The 22,243-nt window shown below is 40.9% G+C and carries 15 protein-coding genes and 1 pseudogene; 6 read left to right on the forward strand and 10 right to left on the reverse strand.

The window, feature by feature from the left end; translation table 11 throughout:
* Window positions 1-6: 6 nt before the first annotated feature.
* Entirely contained in the window at window positions 7-1,731 is a 1,725-nt protein-coding gene (locus RDV53_RS04270; RefSeq protein ID WP_005695022.1) for an ABC transporter ATP-binding protein, read from the reverse strand.
* A 3-nt stretch (window positions 1,732-1,734) separates the two neighbouring features.
* Entirely contained in the window at window positions 1,735-3,798 is a 2,064-nt protein-coding gene (locus tag RDV53_RS04275; RefSeq protein ID WP_032822473.1) for a TonB-dependent receptor, read from the reverse strand.
* A 170-nt stretch (window positions 3,799-3,968) separates the two neighbouring features.
* Here RDV53_RS04275 and RDV53_RS04280 point away from each other — a divergent pair, with 170 nt between their 5' ends.
* Entirely contained in the window at window positions 3,969-4,535 is a 567-nt protein-coding gene (locus tag RDV53_RS04280) for a TetR/AcrR family transcriptional regulator (RefSeq protein WP_032822471.1), read from the forward strand.
* A gap of 53 nt (window positions 4,536-4,588) precedes the next feature.
* Here the strand turns inward: RDV53_RS04280 and RDV53_RS04285 are convergent, their stop codons facing one another.
* Window positions 4,589-5,479, reverse strand: coding sequence for a VirK/YbjX family protein (locus RDV53_RS04285; protein WP_005695029.1), 891 nt, complete (start codon window positions 5,477-5,479; stop codon window positions 4,589-4,591).
* Between the two features lie 235 nt (window positions 5,480-5,714).
* On the opposite strand from RDV53_RS04285, the gene lon reads away from it, so the two are divergent.
* The 4 genes from lon to serA all read left to right on the forward strand — a co-directional run bounded on the left by lon (window position 5,715) and on the right by serA (window position 11,350).
* Window positions 5,715-8,132 carry an endopeptidase La gene (gene lon / locus RDV53_RS04290; RefSeq protein WP_005695030.1) on the forward strand — a complete coding sequence of 806 codons (2,418 nt, stop codon included), beginning with the start codon at window positions 5,715-5,717 and terminating at the stop codon, window positions 8,130-8,132.
* A 48-nt stretch (window positions 8,133-8,180) separates the two neighbouring features.
* Window positions 8,181-9,329: a radical SAM family heme chaperone HemW gene (gene hemW / locus RDV53_RS04295; RefSeq protein WP_005695031.1), complete on the forward strand. Its 1,149-nt coding sequence runs from the start codon at window positions 8,181-8,183 to the stop codon at window positions 9,327-9,329.
* A 109-nt stretch (window positions 9,330-9,438) separates the two neighbouring features.
* Entirely contained in the window at window positions 9,439-10,098 is a 660-nt protein-coding gene (gene rpiA / locus RDV53_RS04300) for a ribose-5-phosphate isomerase RpiA (protein ID WP_005695032.1), read from the forward strand.
* A gap of 19 nt (window positions 10,099-10,117) precedes the next feature.
* Window positions 10,118-11,350 (forward strand): phosphoglycerate dehydrogenase, encoded by a 1,233-nt coding sequence (gene serA / locus RDV53_RS04305; protein ID WP_032822468.1) that lies wholly within the window; start codon window positions 10,118-10,120, stop codon window positions 11,348-11,350.
* A 110-nt stretch (window positions 11,351-11,460) separates the two neighbouring features.
* Here serA and hybE read toward each other — a convergent pair whose 3' ends face one another.
* From hybE to RDV53_RS04340, 7 genes and pseudogenes are all read right to left on the reverse strand, one after another.
* A complete protein-coding gene (gene hybE, locus RDV53_RS04310; RefSeq protein ID WP_005695034.1) occupies window positions 11,461-12,048 on the reverse strand; it encodes a hydrogenase-2 assembly chaperone in 588 nt (195 codons plus the stop codon).
* Between the two features lie 140 nt (window positions 12,049-12,188).
* Window positions 12,189-12,668 (reverse strand): HyaD/HybD family hydrogenase maturation endopeptidase, encoded by a 480-nt coding sequence (locus RDV53_RS04315; RefSeq protein ID WP_005695035.1) that lies wholly within the window; start codon window positions 12,666-12,668, stop codon window positions 12,189-12,191.
* Window positions 12,668-14,377, reverse strand: coding sequence for a hydrogenase 2 large subunit (hybC, locus tag RDV53_RS04320; RefSeq protein WP_005695036.1), 1,710 nt, complete (start codon window positions 14,375-14,377; stop codon window positions 12,668-12,670). The genes RDV53_RS04315 and hybC overlap by 1 nt, the downstream gene beginning before the upstream one ends.
* The gene (gene hybB, locus RDV53_RS04325; protein WP_005695037.1) at window positions 14,377-15,603 is read right to left on the reverse strand and encodes a Ni/Fe-hydrogenase cytochrome b subunit; all 1,227 of its coding nucleotides are present in this window, start codon (window positions 15,601-15,603) and stop codon (window positions 14,377-14,379) included. The genes hybC and hybB overlap by 1 nt, the downstream gene beginning before the upstream one ends.
* Window positions 15,596-16,633 carry a hydrogenase 2 operon protein HybA gene (gene hybA / locus RDV53_RS04330; protein ID WP_005695038.1) on the reverse strand — a complete coding sequence of 346 codons (1,038 nt, stop codon included), beginning with the start codon at window positions 16,631-16,633 and terminating at the stop codon, window positions 15,596-15,598. Before hybA ends, hybB begins: the two co-directional genes overlap by 8 nt.
* Window position 16,634: 1 nt before the next feature.
* Complete coding sequence (gene hybO, locus RDV53_RS04335; protein ID WP_005695040.1) at window positions 16,635-17,783, reverse strand: hydrogenase 2 small subunit; 1,149 nt, start codon at window positions 17,781-17,783, stop codon at window positions 16,635-16,637.
* 390 nt (window positions 17,784-18,173) lie between these two features.
* Window positions 18,174-19,526 (reverse strand): annotated as a pseudogene (locus tag RDV53_RS04340) (MFS transporter).
* A gap of 197 nt (window positions 19,527-19,723) precedes the next feature.
* On the opposite strand from RDV53_RS04340, the gene gyrB reads away from it, so the two are divergent.
* Window positions 19,724-22,150 carry a DNA topoisomerase (ATP-hydrolyzing) subunit B gene (gene gyrB, locus RDV53_RS04345; RefSeq protein ID WP_005695042.1) on the forward strand — a complete coding sequence of 809 codons (2,427 nt, stop codon included), beginning with the start codon at window positions 19,724-19,726 and terminating at the stop codon, window positions 22,148-22,150.
* Window positions 22,151-22,243: the final 93 nt, after the last annotated feature.

The following is a 22,243-nucleotide window of genomic DNA, read 5'->3' on the forward strand; positions in this document are numbered from 1 at the left end:
CATTCTCTAATGTATCGTCCAAGATTTTGCCTGTTGATATTCCGCCCAAAGGATTTGATAGGCAGCATTGGTTTGCAATAAGGCTTGGTGGTTGCCTTGAGCGATGATTTTGCCGTTCTCTAAATAAATAATTTGATCGGCTTGGGTAATGCTAGACAGCCGATGTGCCACCATGATCACTGTTTTATTTTGCATCAGCGCATGAAAGGCCTGCATTAAATCCGCCTCGTTTTTTGCATCGGAAAAGGCTGTGGGTTCGTCTAACAATAAAATCGGGCGATTTTGTAAAAAGGCTCGGGCTATACTGATGCGTTGTTTTTGTCCGCCTGACAATAATTGTCCGCGTTCCCCCACTTTCGTTTGATATTGCTCCGGCAAGGTCATAATAAAGTCGTGAATACGGGCTTGTTTGGCGGCATTGATAATGGCTTCTTCCGTCATATTTTCTATGCCGTAAGCGATGTTTTCGGCAATAGAGCAAGAAAATAAGAAGTTATCCTGAAATACGACCGAACAATATTTCATAAGTTGATCCTGTTCCATATGACGAATATCCGCACCACCTAAGGTGATTTTTCCGCTATCGACATCCCAAAAGCGCAACATCAAATTGAGCAAGGTAGTTTTGCCGGAGCCTGAAGTGCCAATAATAGCGGTAAAACTATTTTGCGGCACACTGAAGTCAATATTTTTCAGTGTTGCTTTGTCGGCATCGTAGCTGAAATTGACCTGTTCAAATTGAACAGCATACCCCTTTGGCGTTTGTAGCGGCAAAAGTGCGGTGGCATTTTCCAACGTTTTTATTTCGTTAATGCGTTCAATGGCGGCGCGGGAGCGTTCCAGCAAATGAAACAGCCCCATGTAAGGATGCATGGTTTCAATTAACCCAGCGGCTAACACTAAAAAGGCAAAAAAGCCAAAGGTGGAAAGCAGCGCAAGTGAGTGTAAATACACGCCTAACACGATCAAAAACAACATGATCGGCATTGGTGTAAAGAGCGAACGGGCAAGACGTGTTGGGGCGCCCACTTTGGCTAAAAAAGCGAAGATGACCTGATTAAAATTTTCTAATGCGGTGCTAAAACGGCTGTACGAACTTTGTCCTGCATCAAAGGTACGAATCGTGCTCATACCTTGAATATACTCAATAATCGCGCTATTGATTCGGCTCACGGCAGCACCGTAATCACGATAATTTAATCGACTTTTTTGCATTAAACGTTGCAGAATCGTAAACAATACAACAAGGAAAATCACCACAGCCAATGCCATTTGCCAATTTAACCAAAACAATGCCGCCAACACGAAAAGCGGTGTGGAATAAGCCTCCGCTTTAAGGGGGGGCGCATCGGCAACAAAGGTGTGCAATTCGTTTACGTCATCGCACAGCACTTTCGTTAAACCGCCTGAACCGATTTCATTGACTTTGCCTAACGATAATTGACTGATTTTTTTCGCAAGCTGTTGGCGTAGCATTTTTTCCAATTCAAAGGCCGCATAATGAGATTTGTCGTGCGCTTTAATTTTGCAGGTGTAATACAAAATGGATGTGGCAAGCAGCGCGAAAATCTGCCAATAAGGAAACGTAAGAGATTGGCTGACGGTAAACACAATGTGGATCATCAAAAGCCAAATCCCGATTTTTAACCCTTGTGCGAAGGTTGCCAACCACATTGAAGCGCGTAATTGCGCGGCAACAGGTTGGCAAATTTGTTGGTGCTGCTTACTCATTGCTTAGAATCTTAACTCGGTAGAAAGCCCAATTTGGCGTTCTGGTTGACGGGTAATGTCGCCTGAGCGCGGTACGAGTAAGATATCTTTGCGTGAGTTAAGCACGTTGTCGGCATAGAGCGTGATTCTGGCATGCTTAAAGTCGTACGCTAAATAAACATCAAGTTGGTCATAATGTCCTACTTTACCATTGGCTAAGTTGTCGGCAGTGGAATAATAACTGCTGTTGTAGCTGTAATTGGTGCCAATTTCTAGGTGGTCAAGAAGACGATAATTGGCCCCCACTTTTCCGCTGAAACTCGGTGCGCGAGCGAGTTTATTCCCTTCAATGCTGCTGTTTGGATAACGTTTAATATCGGTTTTTAACATCCCGATGCCCGCATTGAGTGCCAGTTTCTCCGTGGCCTGCCATTCGGTATTTATTTCCGCGCCATAGGTAACGACCTTATCGGCATTGCGGATCACGATGGAATTTGGACCAAGAGTGAACGGTAACTGCATGTCTTTGTAGTCGTTATAGAATAGGTTGCTGTTAATGCGTAGGCGTTTATCTGCGGATGTCCAACGATGATAAAGTTCGTAGTTCCAGACATATTCCGCGTCATATTCATAGCTGGTGTACGGCACACCGAAAGTCACACCGGCACCACCTGGGTTATAACCTTTGCCTACTTTAAAGCCTAAGCGTTGATCATCGTTAATTTTCCATGCAATGTCTGCTTTTGGCAGGAAGACATTGTATTTTTTATCCCGGTTGATGGAAAACATCGCACTTTTGCCTTTACGCTGATGATGTTCCTGTTCATAGCGAGCAGAAATCGTCAATTCAAACGGAATATCCGGTGTAAAGGTAATTTCACCAAAGGCCGCCTTGGTTTTCGTTTTATCATTAAAATTTGTCGTAATCGGCGTGCGAGCAATGCGTCCATTAAGCATCGTAACACTTTCATCTTGTTTCGCATTGAAATAGAACAAACCGAATAATCCACGGTATTTTTCGCTTTCGTATTTTATAATGGGTTCAATTTGGAATTCATTGCCATCAACGCGAGCCGGAACACCTCGACGATTTGGTGGCAATGCGGTGTTGAATGGCGAAGTCGTTTTTCTATCGTGAATAAAGTGGGTATAAACCAATTTATTTTCCCATTTCCAACGCTCTGAGAGTTGATAGCCAATGTCCCAAATGGTGCTGGCAGAGCGAGTTTGGAATACCGGGCGTTCCGGCGTGTAACGTGGTGAATGAGATTGTAATTCCGTTTCACTTTGTGGCGCTCTTGCGTTTAAATGATTGAATGTTAAACGGCTATAGAGATCCGGCAACGCAGACGGCGTCCAGAGTAATTTGGCGCGGGTATTGGTGGCTTTAAACCAACGCGGGTTGCCGACGGGATCGTAATGTGGTAAATCTACAGCAGTTTCCCGTTGCTGATGATCTACGCTTAAACGAAACGCTAATTCGTCTTTCACTACAGGACCAGAAATTAGGGCCGCCGTTTGTGCCAATCGATGATTCCCCATATTTAATTTCGCAGCACCTTCCCATTCTTGCGTTGGGTCATTGCTGGTCATGACCACCGCACCGGCAATGGCATTACGCCCTTGGGCATAGCTTTGTGCTCCACGATAGATTTCCACCTGTTTCATATCCCAGAGGGATTTTGTACCGAACGCCAGTTCGTTATAGCTGGAAGTTCTACCATCAATTTGCATATTTAAACGTGGACGTGAACCGGCAAAAAATGCTACCGCACCGACCGCCGGGCCAGAACCGTCAACGCCGCGCACTGTAGGTAAATCATTGCCCAAGCCGGTGTCTAAAATATTTACATCGCGTTTTAATAATTGGGTCGCAGACAGTAAATTAGCTTCTCGTTTGAATTGATCACCAGTTACCACTGTTGTGCTTGAACCAGTCGAAGATTGACTACGTTCAAATTTCTCACCGGTCACTGTGATTTCGTCTAGTACTGTGGTCTGCTGACTTTCTTCGGCATGGGTAGAAAAAGAGTAGGCACTCATCAGGCAAAGGCTAATGAGGCTGAGTCGTGGGGATAACTTGTTCATGGGTTCTCCTAGGCTTCATTTTAGTTTAAGGTTTACACTTTTTGCATTAACTAATTAATAATGTAAACCTAACACAATCACAATACGAAAGTAAATAAGAATTTTTCTCAAATTTGACATTTGACAATTAAAGGCTTTCGGCTATGTTATTGCTACTTAAGGAGTTGGTTATGAAAAAAGATGTTTTACTAAAACAGATTGCGACTAAATTGTTTTATGAACAAGGCTGGGTATTAACCTCTGTAGCAGAAATTTGTCGGGTAGCAGATGTAAGTCGAGTAACGTTTTATAAATATTTTCCTACTAAGCAGGCACTTGTGAAGTGTATCTTTGAAGAACAGAAAAATAAGATGCGAGAAGATTTTGATAATTTGCTAGATACTCAATCAGATCTAAGTAAAATTATTACAAAAATTTTATCAATGCAGCAAGATTCTATGGAAACGTTATACTCAGTACCAGTTTTACATGATTTACATCACGAACAGGATAGAGAATTACGGGTTTTTTTTAAAGAAATGGAAGAAGAGAAGTATCAATACATGCATTATTTTTTTGGTACTTTACAAAAACGCAAGATTATCCGTGATGATTTCCCTGTCATGTTAATTGATCTTTTTATTCAAAAAATAGATGAAATATTAAATTCTGCCAGCCTCCAATTCTACTATAAAGGAAGAGAGCAAAAGCTTTTTAAAGATGTATTACAACTTTTTATGTGTGGTATTCGATATTGATAGATTATTGTTTTTATATTTATTTTGTACTTAGCCTAAAAAGAAACACGGAATTAACCGTGTTTACTTTCAAAATTTGAAATATTCTTGGACATTTCATCCAACATTTCATAACGTTTTCGGTACATAGAACGTTTTTTGCTAGCGATTTCTTCCAGCGGTTTGCGGGTACTTTCAAGCGGTAATTGCCAATATTGACCTTTTAATTGACCTTGGTTTTCCTGCCAAAATTCATCGTAGTTGAATAGGATTTTACTGCGCGCAGATAAACGGTATTTACCTTGTGAAGTGTGAGGGATACCGATTAATTCACATTGCCATTTTTCAGCTAACAAGCGGAAAACATTCATCAACATAAACATTGGACGAACACCGTGTAATTCTTTTGTGGCTTGTTTCACAGCTTCTTGCGCCTCTTCATAAGAAGGACCTTGAATGGAGGCAATGAGTAATTTATTTGGTTTTAAGAAGGTGAAAGAAGCATCATAAATGCTACGCCCATCATTGTCTTTTAAGTTAATGGAAAAATAACCTTCAAAAGGGTCAATCTGGTTGATGTTGAAATAAATACCAAGTTGATCCGTTAATTGTGCTAATAAAAGGGATTTTTCTTGGAGTAGTTTTTTACAAAATTCTACGCCCATTTTTTCTTCAAGCATTAGCAGATTATTGGTAATGGCATTGAGTCGATCGGTTGCAGAAAAACGTTTGTCACAATAGGTGGCAAGCAATGCATTAAAACGATATGGATTTTGTTGAAAAAGCGGAATCCAGGTTTGATTATCATTTAAGAAATCAACCAAAGCATCACATTGTTTTTTAAATAAAAATTTACGTCCGTAATAACGGGCTTTATCCCTTAATTGTTTTTTTAATGGATGATTACAAGAATCGGGCAGTAATTCTTGAAAGGTCGCGAAAGTAATAGTTTGTTTTGCTGTCATAATGGATAAAGTGCGGTTATTTTTTCAAACGTTTTTTATTGGGTAAAATCATGCTGATTTTTGACCGCACTTATTGTACCTGTATTCCATGGTTTTTCCAATTAAGCATCAATAAAGGTGGTTCTTTACTTGCCTATTTCTCGATTTGTCCTTAATATGCCAAATCCTACCTTGAATTTATGCAACTCATCCCCATATTCAATAAAATTATAGAATTGATGTAAGAGAGATAATTATGAACGCCAAAAGAACTCAACAACGTACACTTCCTGTGTTGCCATTACGGGATGTTGTCGTTTTCCCTTATATGGTGATGCCACTTTTTGTTGGGCGCGCAAAATCGATTAGTGCCCTTGATGAAGCCATGAATGAGAGCAAACAATTATTATTGGTGTCACAAAAGCAAGCGGATTTGGAAGAACCTACCGTTGATGATGTATTCGATGTCGGGACGATTGCGAATATTATTCAACTATTAAAATTGCCAGACGGCACGGTGAAAGTGTTGGTGGAAGGGCAACAACGCGCGAAAATTAATCAATTAAATGATGGTGAAGACCATTTTTCAGCGGAAGTCACACCGATTGAAACCACGTTTGGTGATGAAAAAGAATTAGATGTGGTGAAGGCAGCTGTTTTAAATGAATTTGAAAGCTATCTTCAACTCAATAAAAAAATTCCTGCAGACGTTTTAGGTGCGCTTCAACGTATTGATGATGCCGATCGTTTAGCTGATACCATGGCCGCGCATATTCCAGTGACTGTTCGTCATAAACAAAGCGTATTAGAACTGGCTGGTGTACAAGAGCGTTTAGAATATTTACTTGGCATGATGGAATCTGAAGCGGATATTCTTCAAGTTGAAAAACGAATTCGTGGCCGTGTGAAAAAACAAATGGAGAAAAGCCAGCGTAACTATTATCTTAGCGAACAAATTAAAGCGATTCGCAAAGAAATGGACGATGGTGAAAGCGAAGATACTATTGATGAAGTTGAGCAACTTCGTCAAAAGGTTGAAGCTGCAGGTATGCCAGCAGATGTGCGTGAAAAAGTAGAGAGTGAGTTACAAAAACTCAAAATGATGTCAGCGATGTCTGCGGAAGCAACGGTGGTGCGTAGCTATGTTGAGTGGATGCTTCAAGTGCCATGGCATAAACGCACTAAAGTGAAGAAAGATATCGCAAAAGCACAACAAGTCTTAGATGCGGATCACTACGGTTTAGAACGTGTGAAAGAACGCATTTTAGAATACCTTGCGGTGCAAGCACGTTTAAACAAAATCAAAGGTCCAATCCTTTGCTTAGTCGGGCCACCAGGGGTAGGTAAAACCTCACTAGGTCAATCTATTGCGAATGCCACAGGTCGTAAATATGTGCGTATGGCATTAGGTGGAGTACGTGATGAAGCAGAAATCCGTGGTCACCGTAAAACTTATATTGGTGCATTACCGGGTAAATTGATTCAAAAAATGGCAAAAGTTGGCGTGAAAAACCCACTCTTCTTGCTTGATGAGATCGATAAAATGTCTTCGGATATGCGTGGTGATCCTGCGTCAGCCTTGTTAGAGGTGCTTGATCCAGAACAAAATACTACCTTCAATGATCACTATCTTGAAGTGGACTACGATTTGTCTGATGTAATGTTTGTGGCAACCTCAAACTCCATGAATATTCCTGGTCCATTGCTAGACCGTATGGAAGTTATTCGTCTTTCTGGTTATACCGAAGATGAAAAACTCAATATTGCGATGCGTCATTTGTTGCAAAAACAAATTGAACGTAATGGATTGAAAAAAGGCGAATTAACTATCGAAGAAAACGCCATTTTAGATATTATCCGTTATTACACCCGTGAAGCTGGTGTGCGTGGATTAGAGCGTGAAATTTCTAAAATCTGTCGTAAAGCGGTGAAGAATTTATTGGTCAATCCAAAAGTGAAATCCATTACCGTTAATTCAGATAACTTGCATGACTATCTTGGTGTGAAACGTTTTGAATTCGGTAAAGCGGATACGCAAAACCGTGTAGGCGAAGTAACAGGCCTTGCATGGACAGAAGTGGGCGGTGATTTACTGACCATTGAAACCGCTTCAGTGGTAGGTAAAGGTAAATTAACCTTCACCGGTTCATTGGGCGATGTGATGAAAGAATCTATCCAAGCTGCGATGACTGTAGTCCGTGCACGTGCGGAAAAATTGGGTATCAATTCTGAATTCCATGAAAAACGTGATATTCATATTCACGTGCCAGATGGTGCTACACCAAAAGATGGTCCAAGTGCAGGTATCGCAATGTGTACCGCATTAGTTTCTTGCTTAACGGGTAACCCAGTGCGTGCCGATGTCGCGATGACTGGTGAAATCAGCTTACGCGGTAAAGTATTACCAATCGGTGGATTGAAAGAAAAATTACTTGCGGCACATCGTGGTGGTATTAAAACTGTATTGATTCCAAAAGATAACGTGAAAGATTTGGAAGAAATTCCAGATAACGTAAAAGAAAATCTTGCGATTCATGCGGTAGAAACCATTGATGAAGTGTTAGGCTTAGCGTTAGAAAATCCACCCGAAGGCATTGAGTTCGTAAAAGTGGAAACGAAAGCGAAAGCACCACGCCGTAAAGCTGCGACTAAAACAGCAAGAGCGGTCAATTAATGACTCATTTTTAGGGCTTGTGAAAACAAGCCCTTTTGACTTTTAATTATGCAAAAATTTCCCCCTCTTTCCCTTTATGTGCATATTCCCTGGTGTGTGCAGAAATGCCCTTATTGTGATTTCAATTCGCATGCACAGAAAGGCGCAATTCCTGAACAAGAATATGTGCAACATCTGATCGCCGATCTTGAGGCAGACTTAGAGAAATATCAGGCTAGTATTCAAAATCGTCCACTCCATTCAATTTTTATTGGTGGTGGCACGCCGAGTTTATTTTCAGCGGAAAGTATCAAGTTGTTATTGGCAGAAATTCAACGTCGCATTCCTTTTTCCGAGAATATTGAAATAACTATGGAAGCCAATCCTGGCACCGTGGAAGCAGAGCGTTTTAAAGGTTATGTGGATGCGGGTGTAACACGTATTTCCATGGGCATTCAAAGTTTTAATGACGATAAATTACAACGTTTAGGACGTATTCATAATGCGGCGGAAGCTAAAAGTGCGGTCAGTTTGGCGAAAGTTTCTGGGTTAAAAAGTTTCAATCTAGATTTAATGCACGGCTTGCCAAATCAAACGCTTGAGGAGGCTTTAGATGATTTGCGACAAGCCATAGAGCTTGCTCCGCCACACCTTTCTTGGTATCAACTCACCATTGAACCCAATACCATGTTTGCTTACCGTCCGCCTACATTGCCGGATGATGATGAGCTTTGGGATATTTTTGAGCAAGGTCACCAACTTTTAACCGAAGCCGGTTATCAGCAATATGAAACATCCGCTTATGCGAAACCGGGCTTTCAGTGTCAGCATAATTTGAATTATTGGCGATTTGGGGATTATTTGGCGATAGGCTGTGGCGCACATGGAAAACTCACTTTCTCAGATGGAAAAATTTTACGTTTTTCTAAAACAAAGCATCCAAAAGGGTATTTGCGAGGTGAGTACCTTTATGAAGAAAAAAACGTGGAAAAAAATGACCGCGCTTTTGAGTTTTTTATGAATCGCTTCCGCTTACTGGAAGCGGTGCCAAAACAAGAATTTGAGCATTATACGGGGCTTTCGCAAAGTGCGGTCAAAAATCAAATTGATTTTGCCATTCAACAGAATTATATCGTCGAAACACTGGATTCTTGGCAGATCACCGAACACGGGAAATTGTTTTTGAACGAGCTGTTAGCGCTTTTTTTCGATGAATAAAATTTTTTCATCATCACGAATAAATTTTTACACTTGTTTATTTAATAGTGTCGTATTAAAGTAAGGCAAACGTTTACGTTGTTATCCACGATTTAAAAGGGAGAGAAAAATGGACCAATTAGAAATGAAAAAATTAGCGGCACGTGCGGCGTTAAAATATGTTAAGCCCGATACCATTGTTGGCGTGGGAAGTGGTTCAACAGTGAATTGTTTTATTGAAGCCTTAGGTGAATTAAAAGATCAAATTCAAGGCGCGGTAGCAGCATCTAAAGCCTCAGAAGAATTATTACGTAAACAGGGCATTGAAGTATTTAGTGCTAACGATGTATCAAGTTTAGATATTTATGTGGATGGCGCAGATGAAATCAATCCACAAAAAATGATGATCAAAGGTGGCGGTGCGGCACTGACTCGCGAAAAAATTGTGGCGGCTTTAGCGAAAAAATTTATTTGTATTGTGGACGCTAGTAAACAAGTGGATGTGTTAGGTAGCACGTTCCCATTACCAGTAGAAGTCATTCCAATGGCACGTTCACAAGTTGGTCGTAAATTAGTCTCTCTTGGTGGTGCCCCGGAATATCGTGAAGGCGTGGTGACTGATAACGGCAATGTGATTTTAGATGTACATAATTTTGCGATTTTAAATCCAGTGGAAATGGAAAAAGAATTGAATAATGTCGCGGGTGTGGTAACAAATGGTATCTTTGCCTTACGTGGGGCGGATATTGTGATTGTTGGTACACCAGACGGCGCAAAAATTATTGATTAATAAAAATAAGGAAGCAAACATGACAAACAAAGTCTCACTCGACAAATCAAAAATTAAATTTGTGCTATTAGAGGGCGTGCACCAAAGTGCATTAGATACCTTACATGCGGCGGGCTACACCAACATCGACTTTTACAAAAAAGCTTTAGATGGTGATGAGCTAAAAGAAGCGATTAAAGATGCGCATTTTATCGGCTTACGTTCACGTACCCAATTAACTGCAGAAATGATTGAAGCTGCACCGAAGCTTATTGCTATTGGCTGTTTCTGTATCGGTACCAACCAAGTGGATCTTAATGCAGCAAAAATGCGTGGGATTCCAGTATTTAATGCACCGTTCTCTAATACACGTTCTGTGGCTGAATTAGTGTTGGGTGAGATTTTGCTCTTAATGCGCAATATTCCTCAAGCGAATGCCGATGTGCATCGTGGTTTATGGAATAAATCGGCAGTGGGTTCTCATGAAGTACGTGGCAAAAAATTAGGTATCGTGGGTTACGGCCATATTGGTTCGCAATTAAGTATTATTGCGGAGTCTCTAGGGATGGAAGTATATTTCTACGATATTGAAAATAAATTGCCATTGGGTAATGCAAAACAATTACACACACTTGAAGAGTTATTAGGTTCTTGCGATGTGATTTCGCTTCATGTACCAGATTTACCTTCAACCCGTAATTTAATGAGTGTTGAACGTATTGCGCAATTAAAACAAGATTCTATTTTAATCAATGCAGCACGTGGTACGGTAGTGGATATCGATGCTTTAGCTGCAGCACTTGGACAGGGTAAAATCCGTGGTGCAGCGATTGACGTATTCCCTGTTGAGCCTGCATCAATCAATGAAGAGTTTGTTTCTCCACTACGTAAATTTGATAATGTGATCTTAACCCCGCATATCGGTGGTTCGACTGCGGAAGCACAAGAAAACATTGGTTTTGAAGTGGCGGGTAAATTTGTGAAATATTCAGATAACGGCTCAACCCTTTCTTCCGTGAATTTCCCAGAAGTTTCTTTACCAGAACACGTTGGCACAAAACGTTTACTTCATATTCACGAAAACCGTCCAGGTGTATTAAACAAATTGAACCAAATTTTCGTTGAAGCTAATCTTAATATTGCAGCACAATATTTACAAACTGATCCGAAAATTGGTTATGTGGTTGTGGATGTTGAAACAGATGATGCATCACCATTATTAGCGAAACTTCGTGAGATTGAAGGCACAATTAAAGCACGTGTGTTGTATTAATTTGAAAAATTAAGCAAAAACTGACCGCACTTTGTGTGGGATGAAAAGCAAAATGGGCAAAGTAAGTTAGTTTACTTTGCCCATTTTTATTAACTATTTGTAGCTTACATTTATTTGATCATCGCCTTAAATAGATTGCGGCGATCAGAATTAAATGTCGGCTGTGCGGTTGGTATGGATAAAACCATACGCAAACAATCTTGTGTGAGTTGAACTGCTTGCTCATTAGTCAGATTTGGATCGAGCGGTGAATGTAAGGAACAACTTAAATATTGCGGTACATTTTCAAGACTACTAACGGCGAAAGTAAGTGCTTTGTAAGGCAGTTGCACAGTGAGTTTATTACCTAATTCACGTGGTTCCCATTGTTGTTGAGGGCCAGGTAGAATCACCACACTCATCATCCATGGCGTTAATACTGTGCCAATCCATTGGTCTTCGAATAAAACAAATTTAGGGCAGAAACACTCGATGCCTTTGTGATAAAAAGGGAGATCTTGCATTTCAGGTACAATGTTTTGCATTTCGGCAAGGAAAATCTCCGTTGGGTTTTCTTCAAAGCCAGAAACAGAGTTTAAAAGTGTGGTAGAGTTTTTACTCGTAAATCCTGAAGATTTACTCGCTCCTTCAGAGCCGTTGGCAAAGCCAACGTTCAAAAAGCTTTGCTTTTTGTCAGGTGTTTTTTCGTGTCGATACATGGTTTATTTTTCAATATTAATAAGATTAAAGAATTGTGGAGAAACCTTAAAGAAAATTCCCCTCTTTTGTAAAGAGGGGTTAGGGGAGATTTAACACTTGTCTCGATTAATTAAGTCAAATCTCCCTCAGCCCCTCTTTTCTAAAGAGGGGAGTCTAGATTCAAACCATATTCAGCAATTACTTGATTTAACGTTTCAAAAACCTTTGGCAACACATTTTGTATCGTTTCAGTCAAGCCAATTCCAGATTCTAGCGATTCTGGTTGGATGCCGATGAGACAAAGGTATTTGGGGAATTCGTCCGTTAATTTCATTGCAGAAAGTACATCACAAATGCCGAGTTGGTGTGGCGAAATTTTGCGAGAGAAAAAGGTGGGTACTTGCTCGTCATGTAACACGACAATCTCACCTGGCTGTTTGTTAGCAAGCACGGCATCGACAATAATCAAATGCTCGCGATTTGCCATCGCATCCAGTAATTCCATGCCACAAGTACCACCATCGATAATGTCAAAGTGCGGTTGAATTTCAGGGCGTTTTTCAAGCTCCTGCACCACGCGCACACCGACACCTTCATCACTTAACAAAATATTGCCGACGCCAAGAATTAACGGCTTCATTATAACACCTTCACTTCAGTCACTTCGCCGTTTTCGGTATTAACGACGTGTACGGCACAGGACATACAAGGGTCGAAAGAGTGAATGGTTCTAACCACTTCCAATGGTTTAGCCGGATCTGCCACCGGTGTACCAATAATGGAAAGTTCATAAGGACCCATTTGGTCTTGTTCATTACGCGGTCCAGCATTCCATGTGGATGGTACAACGGCTTGGTAGTTTTCAATGCGACCGTCTTTGATGACAACCCAGTGAGAAAGCATACCACGTGGTACTTCACCGAAACCAACACCACGGAATTCACCGCTTGCTGGAATATCTGTTTTGATATACGCCGTCATATCACCTTTAGCGATATTATCAATGAGCATTTGCCATTGAGCACTTAAAATGTCGTTGATCGCACAGCAATGCACGGTACGACCGATAATACGTCCAAGGGTGGAATGTAATTGATCGGTAGTTAACGTGTTACCAGTCAATTTTTCATAAATGCCTTTTAATTCATTGAAGTGGTTGACAGTTGGCGTGTCATTCGCAGCCAAACCACACATTAAATAGGCGAGAGGACCGACTTCGACAACTTTACCGTAGAATGTTGGCGCTTTTACCCAAGAGTATTTGCCATCATCTTGCCAGCCGGTGTATTTCGGACGAGTTAAACCCGCCCAAGGTTCTAATGGTTCATCATCTTCGTACCAAGCGTGTTTACCACTTTCTTTAATTCCTTTTACAACGAACTCATCTTTTTGTTGGTCGATTGCACGGAAAGTCGATAAATCGCCGTTTTCGATATAACCACCTTTTAGCATGAATTTAGAGTTATCTGCATCAATTGGGTATTCTGGCACAGATAAGTAGTTGCCTGATGTTTTACCTAAGCTTAACCATTCAGGATAGTAAGCGGCAAATACTGCCGCATCTACTTTATACACTTGGTTGATGAAGTCAGTTAAGCGGTCGATACAAGCTTTCACGAACAGGAGACGTTCTTGGTTTAGTACTGCTTGGGAATCTAAGTTAATTGGGTTTGCTACGCCACCAATCGCCAAGTTTTGAATATGTGGTGTTTTACTACCAAGTAATGCCACCACTCGGTTAGCATCACGTTGACATTCAAGGGCTTGCAAATAGTGCGCGACGGCAATGAGGTTCACTTCTGGTGGAAGTTTCATTGCTGCATGACCAAAGTAACCGTTAGCGAAAATACCAAGTTGTCCGCTGTCCACTAATGCCTGGATTTTTTTCTGTACGTTGCGGAATTCGTTAGCGCTGTTTAATGACCATGTAGAAACGCCTTTTAGCATATCTGTCGCTTTTTCAGGATCAGCTTGTAGCGCAGCAGTAATATCCACCCAGTCCATTGCGGAGAGTTGATAGAAATGTACGATATGGTCGTGAATGCTGTGCGCCGCAAGAATCATGTTACGAATGTACTGTGCATTGACAGGTACTTTAGCACCGATAGCATCTTCTACAGCACGTACGCTGATAATTGCATGTACTGTGGTACATACGCCACAGATACGTTGCATAATCATCCATGCATCACGTGGGTCGGCACCTTTTACGATATTTTCCATACCGCGCCACATGGTACCTGATGACCAAGCATTGGTGACGACACCGTTTTCAATTTCGCAATCAATACGTAAATGACCCTCAATACGGGTAATTGGGTCAATTGAGATACGTTTTTTTTCTGACATTATTCTGCTCCGCTAACTTTTTTGCTGAATGCCGCTTTTTCGGCAATAATTTTTTCTGAGTCTTCGGTATGTTTTTCTTTAAATACCGGTAATACAGGGAATAAACGAATGATTAAAATATAGGCACATACTTCAATCGAAACGAAACCGATTGAAATAAGCAATTCTTCCGCAGATGGGAAATATTGGTAGCCGTTGCCCGGATTATACATGATAAGCGAATAGTTCATACGCCATAATGCCGCACCGAGTAACATGCTTAATGCCGAAATAAATAACCAACGGGAATCTGATTTTTTCTCCCCAAGGAAGAGGGTTAGTAATGGTAATACCATCAACCAGACTTCCATCCAGAACATCCATGCTTCAAATTTAGTTAATTTATCGAAACCCACAACCATTTGCAGTTTGTCGTGATAAATCAATTCACCAAAACGCACCGCTAAGAAACAGAAAATTAATCCTGCGGTAACGCGTGCCAATTGAGTAAATAAATGACGTTCATCTGGTGTTTTTCCTGCAAGACCCGCTTTAACTAAGGAACCCTCAAAAATCACAATAGAGAAGCCCATAATGAAAGCAGTCAGCAAGGAGAGAATTGGTAGTGCTTCATAGCTTTGCCATACCGGATGGACTTTGTGACCAGCTACAATCATCAAGGAACCCATTGAAGATTGGTGCATCATTGGTAACAAGGCACCCAAGGCAATAATGAAAAACATGATTTTATTCAGTTTATTAAACCATTTTTTCAAGCCGAAGAAACCAAGCCATACAGGGGCAAATTCTAGGGTCACTACGATGATATACACCGTCATACAAAATGCTGTTTCAAATAGAACAGAGTTCGTGTTGAACTGGCCTGGAATGTAGAAATACGGCAAATGCCAATAACGCCCCATATCAATGGTGATAGATAAACCACCAAGGGAATAGCCGAATAAACTTGCAAGCAATGCTGGGCGAACAAGAGCGTGATATTTCCCTTTATTGAAAATATACACGGTCCAAGCGAGGGCCCAACCGCCACAGGCAAATCCTGTACCGACAAGTAAGTCAAAGGCAATCCATAAACCCCAAGGATAACCGCCATTAAGTGCGGTCACAGAACCAATACCGAAAACCAAACGTTTTAAAATTAATAAAACGCAAAGCACAGCAAGTGGTGCAAAAAAGAGAATTGCGGCAGAAACAAGGCGACCGCCTACCGGACGTGGATTACTCATGATGCTCATCCTCCGCTTCTTCGATTTCCTTGCGTGCCTGACGCATGGCTTCTTTTTGTGCTGCAATACGCTCAGCGATTTTATCGCCATGCATATTTTTGTAAGTCATAAAGGTTAAACCGGCAAGTGCGACTAATGGCAATGCTAAACCGCGATACAAGAAGTGTTGTAAATGCGCCGCACGAGAACCTGTCGCGACTTCATCTAAGTCAGGTAAACCAAGGTTAGTAAAAGGCACACCACTTAAGGCAAGTACCTGGGTACCACCACCTTCTTTTTCACCGTAGATGTGATATTGATATGCCGGCAGGGTAGCACGGTATTTATCTGTACTATTAACGTGTTGACGTGGGTAATCATATTCGGTGCCACGTAATAAGCTTAAACGACGTTTCGCTTCTGCCAATAATTCTTCACGTGTACCAAAAATAATCGCACCAGTCGGGCAAACATGACAGCAACCAGGTAATTCACCTTTGTCTAAGCGTTCAACGCCTTTTTGGTTACAGAGTTCACATTTGCTGATTTCACCGAATGGATTGTCGTAATCGTATTTTGGTACATCAAATGGACAACCTACCATACAATAACGGCAACCAGTACAAATATCGGGATCATATTTTACGATACCGGTTTTTGGATCTTTGGTGAGTGCTTGAACAGGGCAAACAGCAACGCAGTTAGGATCAACGCAATGCATACATTGCTTTTTCACATAAGCATAGCCGTTTTCGGTTTTATCTTTATTTGTGCCATCGCCATCACTCCATACTTGAATCACGTTACGAGTAAATGGCGTGAGTTTGTCGTTATTTGACCAAGTTTGATCACCTTTCGGATTAACGGGGGTGTGGTTTACGTTTTGACATTCAGCTACACATGCTTGACAACCTACACAAAGGGTAGAGTCGTAAAGCATTCCAAGTGCACCGGGAATGGACTCAACCGCTTCTGTTGCTTGCACATTAGACACAGGCAAAGAAGCAATTCCGCCAAGCATACCCGCTTTTAGAAATTTTCGTCTATCCATGTTATTTACCTGTATGTTCTTCTTTCTCTGCGGCTTTCGCTTCGGCACGCGCTTTATGTTGAGCGCTTAATTCGCGTAAGGTCACAACACTCACGCCTGCTAGGATTGCAGCGGCACCACCTAATAAACCAATAGCCGTCATGGTAGCCCCTGAACCTTCTGTGTTATTGACATCAGGTTTTTCAACACGTGGTGTAGGGTTTTCTACGCCCGCTAATTGGAAAATACCCTTGGTGAATCCCACTCCTTTTTCGTTACAACCATAGCAAGGGTGTCCGATACCGACCGGCCAGTTATTACCGCCAACATCACAGAATTCTAAGGTAGAGCAGTTACCGTAAGTTTCTGGCCCTTTACAACCAAGATGGTACAAACACCAACCGTTTCGGTGGCCGTAATCGCCGTATTCTTTAGCAAAGCGTCCAGCATCGAAGTGCGGACGACGATAGCAGTTTTCGTGAATTAAGCGATCGTAAGCGAATAATGGACGATTTAATTTGTCCATTGCAGGTAGTTTCTTATAAGTAAGAATATAAGCGACAGTTGCAAGGAAGTTGTGTGGATTTGGTGGACAACCTGGAATATTAATCACCGGCGTGCCTTTTGGTAAGACTTCAGATAGGCTGCTTGCGCCAGTTGGGTTGCCACCGCTAGAAGGTACGCCACCCCATGCTGCACAAGAACCGATCGCAATGATCGCGGCAGCCCCTCTAGCGGCCTCTTGGATGTGTTCTACAATCGGTTTACCTGCTACCATACAATAGACGCCGCCGTCTTTCACCGGAATAGATCCATCTACGACTAAAACATATTTTCCATAATACTGTTTAATTGCATTGTGTTTATTATCTTCAGCTTGTTCCCCGAAGGCTGCAGAAAGGGTTTCGTGGTATTCTAAGGAAATCATTTCCAATACCAAGTTTTCTACTGTTGGATGGGTGGCACGTAGCAAGGATTCAGTACAACCCGTACATTCTTGCGCACCAATCCATAATACTGGTGGGCGTTTAGGCTCGGTTAAAGCTGCAGTCATTTCTGCCCCCGCTTTTGAACTTAACCCCATAGTCGCCGCAAGCGCGGTACATAACTTCATAAAATCCCGACGGGAAACTTCTGCTAAAGCAGAAAATAATCCATCACTTCGTTGCATATAATCACTCCAATTGGCACGTTACTTGTATGGTTAATTTAACTATGATATGCCTTGATGGAGGAACTTTATTTGATCAGAATCAAAAACACCCTTATTTTCCTTACAAAATAAGAGGGTAAGTGATTGTTTTTATTTTGATTATTGAGAATGATTGTTATTTATTGTAGCTTTCTTCACTTGAAGCATATGTTATTGCACGTTATATTTTTCAATTAAAAGAAATGCTTTTGTTACCCTAAAAGAGAAATAACCAAGTATGAAGATATGCTTTATCGTTTATATTCAAACTTTGGATTAAAAATCTTTTTAAACATTGACCAAAATTAATCTTGTTGAAGTGAGAAAAATGGGCAACAAAGATTATTCTATTTTGCCCATTTGGATAGATTAGTTATTAGCTGTTTGTGATTTTTTACGTTCTAAGCGTAGTACACCTAAATGTGTCATATAGCAACAGAAAATACAGCCTGCTACAGCGAATAATAAGAGGTAGAAGCCCGCATCCCAACCGAATTTATCAGCCAAAATACCAAATAATGCAGTACCAGAGAAACTACCTAAAATGTAACTTAATAAACCACGTAAACCCGTTGCTGAACCTGCTGCGAAAGAAGGAACTAGCTCGATAGTTTGAAGTGAAGATAAGAACATTGGAACATAAATTAAGCATCCAATAATACCTGCACCGATGGTTACGGTTAATAAGTCACTACCGCCCCAGTAAACAAACATTGCTGCACCCACACCGAATAAGGTGATGATAGCAAGTGGCATACGGCGACCTTTGAAATAAGTATCAGTTAACCAACCTGCTAATAGCGTAGAAGGAATTGCTGCCCATTCAAAGATAGCAAATGCTGTACCCATTTGAGCTTTAGTGAAACCTTTAGTTTCTAATAAATAAAGTGGTAGCCAGGTTAATACACCAAAACGGATCATGTAAGTGAATACGTCAATGAAAGAAACAAACCATACATTAATATCTTTCATAATGTAATCACGGAAGATTTCCCATGTGGTTAAGTTGACGTTTTCTTCTTTTGTAACAACTAACTCTTCATTCTCATTTTCAAGAATTTTACCAACTGGTGGTAAGCCTTCATTGTAAGTACGACCCGCACCGAAGATGTAGAAAATAATAGCAACAATAGTGGCAATTGCTACAGGTACAACAAAGTGTGCGGCTTGCCAATGCTCTTGACCTAACCAAGCAATACTTGCCCCCGCAATTGGTGCGACTAAACCACCACCTACGTTGTGAGAGATATTGAAGATAGCTGTTGTTACACCACGAGATTTACGCGGGAACCAACTTGCAAGTACGATGTAAGCTGGACCTGCTCCCATCCCTTGGAAGATACCATTAAGCACACAAAGGAATAAGAATACCCAGAATGATGCGCTAAAGCCCATCATCAAGTTTACCGCAGCCGACATCATTAAGCCGAAAATCATAAAGTGTTTCGGGTTTGATTTATCTGCGATTGCAGACATGAAACCTTTACTTAAACCATAAACAATTAACATGGTACCGGAAATAAAACCGATATCTTTTTTGGTGAAACCAAAATCGCTAATTAATTCCGGAGAAGAAAGGAGGAAGTTATTACGTAAAATGTAGAACGCTGCATAACCGATAAAAATGCCAAATAATGCATGCTATCTTAAGCGATTATAGCGTTCTCTAATTTCTGCATCAGGAATAGGCGTGCCTGGATTAGATTTTAGGAATGAAATCATTTGATGATCCTTTAATTTTTAATACAACAAAACTCATTTCTATACAAAAAATGAGGTAGGTAATATCAGGAGAAAAATCAAGATGTCAAATAATAAATAAAAAAATAACGCAAACTTTGACCGCACTTTTATTTCGCAAAATAGTCAGTTTTTTGCTATAATTCCGCACAATTTTCATTACAAAATAGAGAAAAACTATGTCAGAAACACCGGTTACAGAAAATGCTTATGGTGCATCAAGTATTAAAGTCTTAAAAGGACTTGATGCGGTTCGGAAACGTCCGGGCATGTATATTGGGGATACCGATGATGGAACAGGCCTACACCATATGGTGTTTGAGGTGGTGGATAACGCTATCGATGAAGCGCTTGCTGGCTATTGTTCCGATATTATCGTCACTATTCATGATGATAATTCTGTTTCCGTACAAGATGACGGCCGCGGTATTCCGGTAGATATTCACCCAGAAGAAGGGGTTTCTGCGGCAGAAGTAATCATGACAGTACTTCACGCAGGTGGTAAATTCGATGATAACTCTTATAAAGTATCAGGCGGTTTACACGGCGTAGGTGTTTCCGTAGTAAACGCACTTTCTGATAAATTGCAGCTAACCATTCGTCGCCAAGGTCATGTGCATGAGCAATTCTATCACTTAGGTGAGCCTCAAGGGCCTTTAACGGTTATTGGTGAAACTCAAACAACGGGTACAACAGTGCGTTTCTGGCCAAGTCCAGAAATCTTTGCAATTACAACTTTTGATTACAAAATTTTAGCAAAACGCCTACGTGAGCTTTCATTCTTAAACTCTGGCGTATCGATTCGTTTAATCGACAAACGTGATGGCACGGAAGATCACTTCCATTATGAAGGTGGTATTCAAGCATTCGTTGAGTATTTAAATAAAAACAAAAATCCAATTCACCCAAAACCATTCTATTTTTCAGCTGAAAAAGACGGTATTGGTGTGGAAGTGGCATTGCAATGGAATGATGGTGTAAACGAAAACGTTTATTGCTTTACCAATAACATTCCACAACGTGATGGTGGTACTCACTTAGCCGGTTTCCGTGGTGCATTAACGCGTAGCTTAAATAACTATATGGAAAGCGAAGGGTTACTGAAAAAAGAGAAAGTGAGCACATCAGGTGACGACGCACGTGAAGGTTTGGTGGCAATTATTTCGGTGAAAGTGCCCGATCCTAAATTCTCTTCACAAACAAAAGACAAATTAGTGTCTTCTGAAGTGAAAAGTGCGGTTGAATCTGCAATGAATGAGCGTATGCAGGAATATTTATTAGAAAATCCAGCCGATGCGAAAATCATTGTAAATCAAATTATTACAGCGGCACGTGCACGTGAAGCAGCACGTAAAGCCCGCGAAATGACCCGTCGTAAAGGCGCATTAGATATTGCTGGCCTCCCGGGTAAATTAGCGGACTGTCAAGAAAAAGACCCAGCACTTTCAGAACTTTACCTCGTGGAGGGGGATTCTGCGGGTGGTTCCGCAAAATCAGGTCGTGATCGTAAAACCCAAGCGATTCTGCCATTAAAAGGTAAAATTCTTAACGTTGAAAAAGCACGTTTTGACAAAATGCTTTCTTCTCAAGAAGTGGGCACATTAATTACGGCGCTTGGCTGTGGTATTGGTCGCGATGAATATAATCCGGATAAATTACGTTATCACCACATCATTATCATGACCGATGCGGACGTGGACGGTTCACACATTCGTACTTTATTGTTGACCTTCTTCTATCGTCAAATGCCAGAATTAATTGAGCGTGGTTACGTGTATATTGCTCAGCCACCACTTTATAAAGTGAAAAAAGGTAAACAAGAGCGTTACATCAAAGATAACGACGAAATGGTGCAATATGAATTAATGCTTGCGTTAGATAGTGCAGCATTACATATCAGTGCTAATGCACCAGCAATGAATGATTTAGTGTTTGAGAAATTAGTGGGCGAATATAACAATGTTCAGAAATTAATTACTCGCTTAAGTCGTTATTATCCAGAGCCATTGTTGCAAGGCTTGGTTTACCAACCACAATTAACCGTTGATTTAATGCGTAATGAAAGTGCGGTCGAAAATTGGGCGAATGCTTTTGTTGCGTACTTAACTGAAAAAGAAACGGAAGCCCATTTATATTCAGCAAGAACGCAATTTAACAGCGAGCGTCAAGTATATGAAGCCGTCATTACCGTTCGTAAACATGGTATTGATACCGATTACTTCATCAACTTTGATTTTGTGACCGGCAATGAATTTGCGAAGATTTCTACATTCGGTCAGCAAGTTAATGGCTTACTAGAAGAGGGCGCTTATGTCACACGTGGTGAAAAAACACAACCTGTTCAATCATTTGAACAAGCTGTTGAATGGTTGATGAAAGAATCTCGTCGTGGCTTAGAAATCCAACGTTACAAAGGGTTGGGTGAAATGAATGCCGAGCAACTTTGGGAAACCACCATGGATCCAAATGCTCGTCGTATGTTAAAAGTATCGATTAAAGATGCTGTGGCAGCAGACCAACTCTTCACCACATTGATGGGAGATGAAGTTGAGCCTCGTCGTGAATTCATCGAAATGAATGCCTTGCGAGCAAACTTAGACGTTTAGTCTAATATTCAAAAATATCACTAAAAATGACCGCACTTAGGGAAACCAAGTGCGGTATTTTTTGTGAGTTAGATCACAAAAATAAAAATAATT

Source organism: Haemophilus parainfluenzae ATCC 33392, from assembly GCF_031191205.1.
GTDB lineage: Bacteria > Pseudomonadota > Gammaproteobacteria > Enterobacterales > Pasteurellaceae > Haemophilus_D > Haemophilus_D parainfluenzae.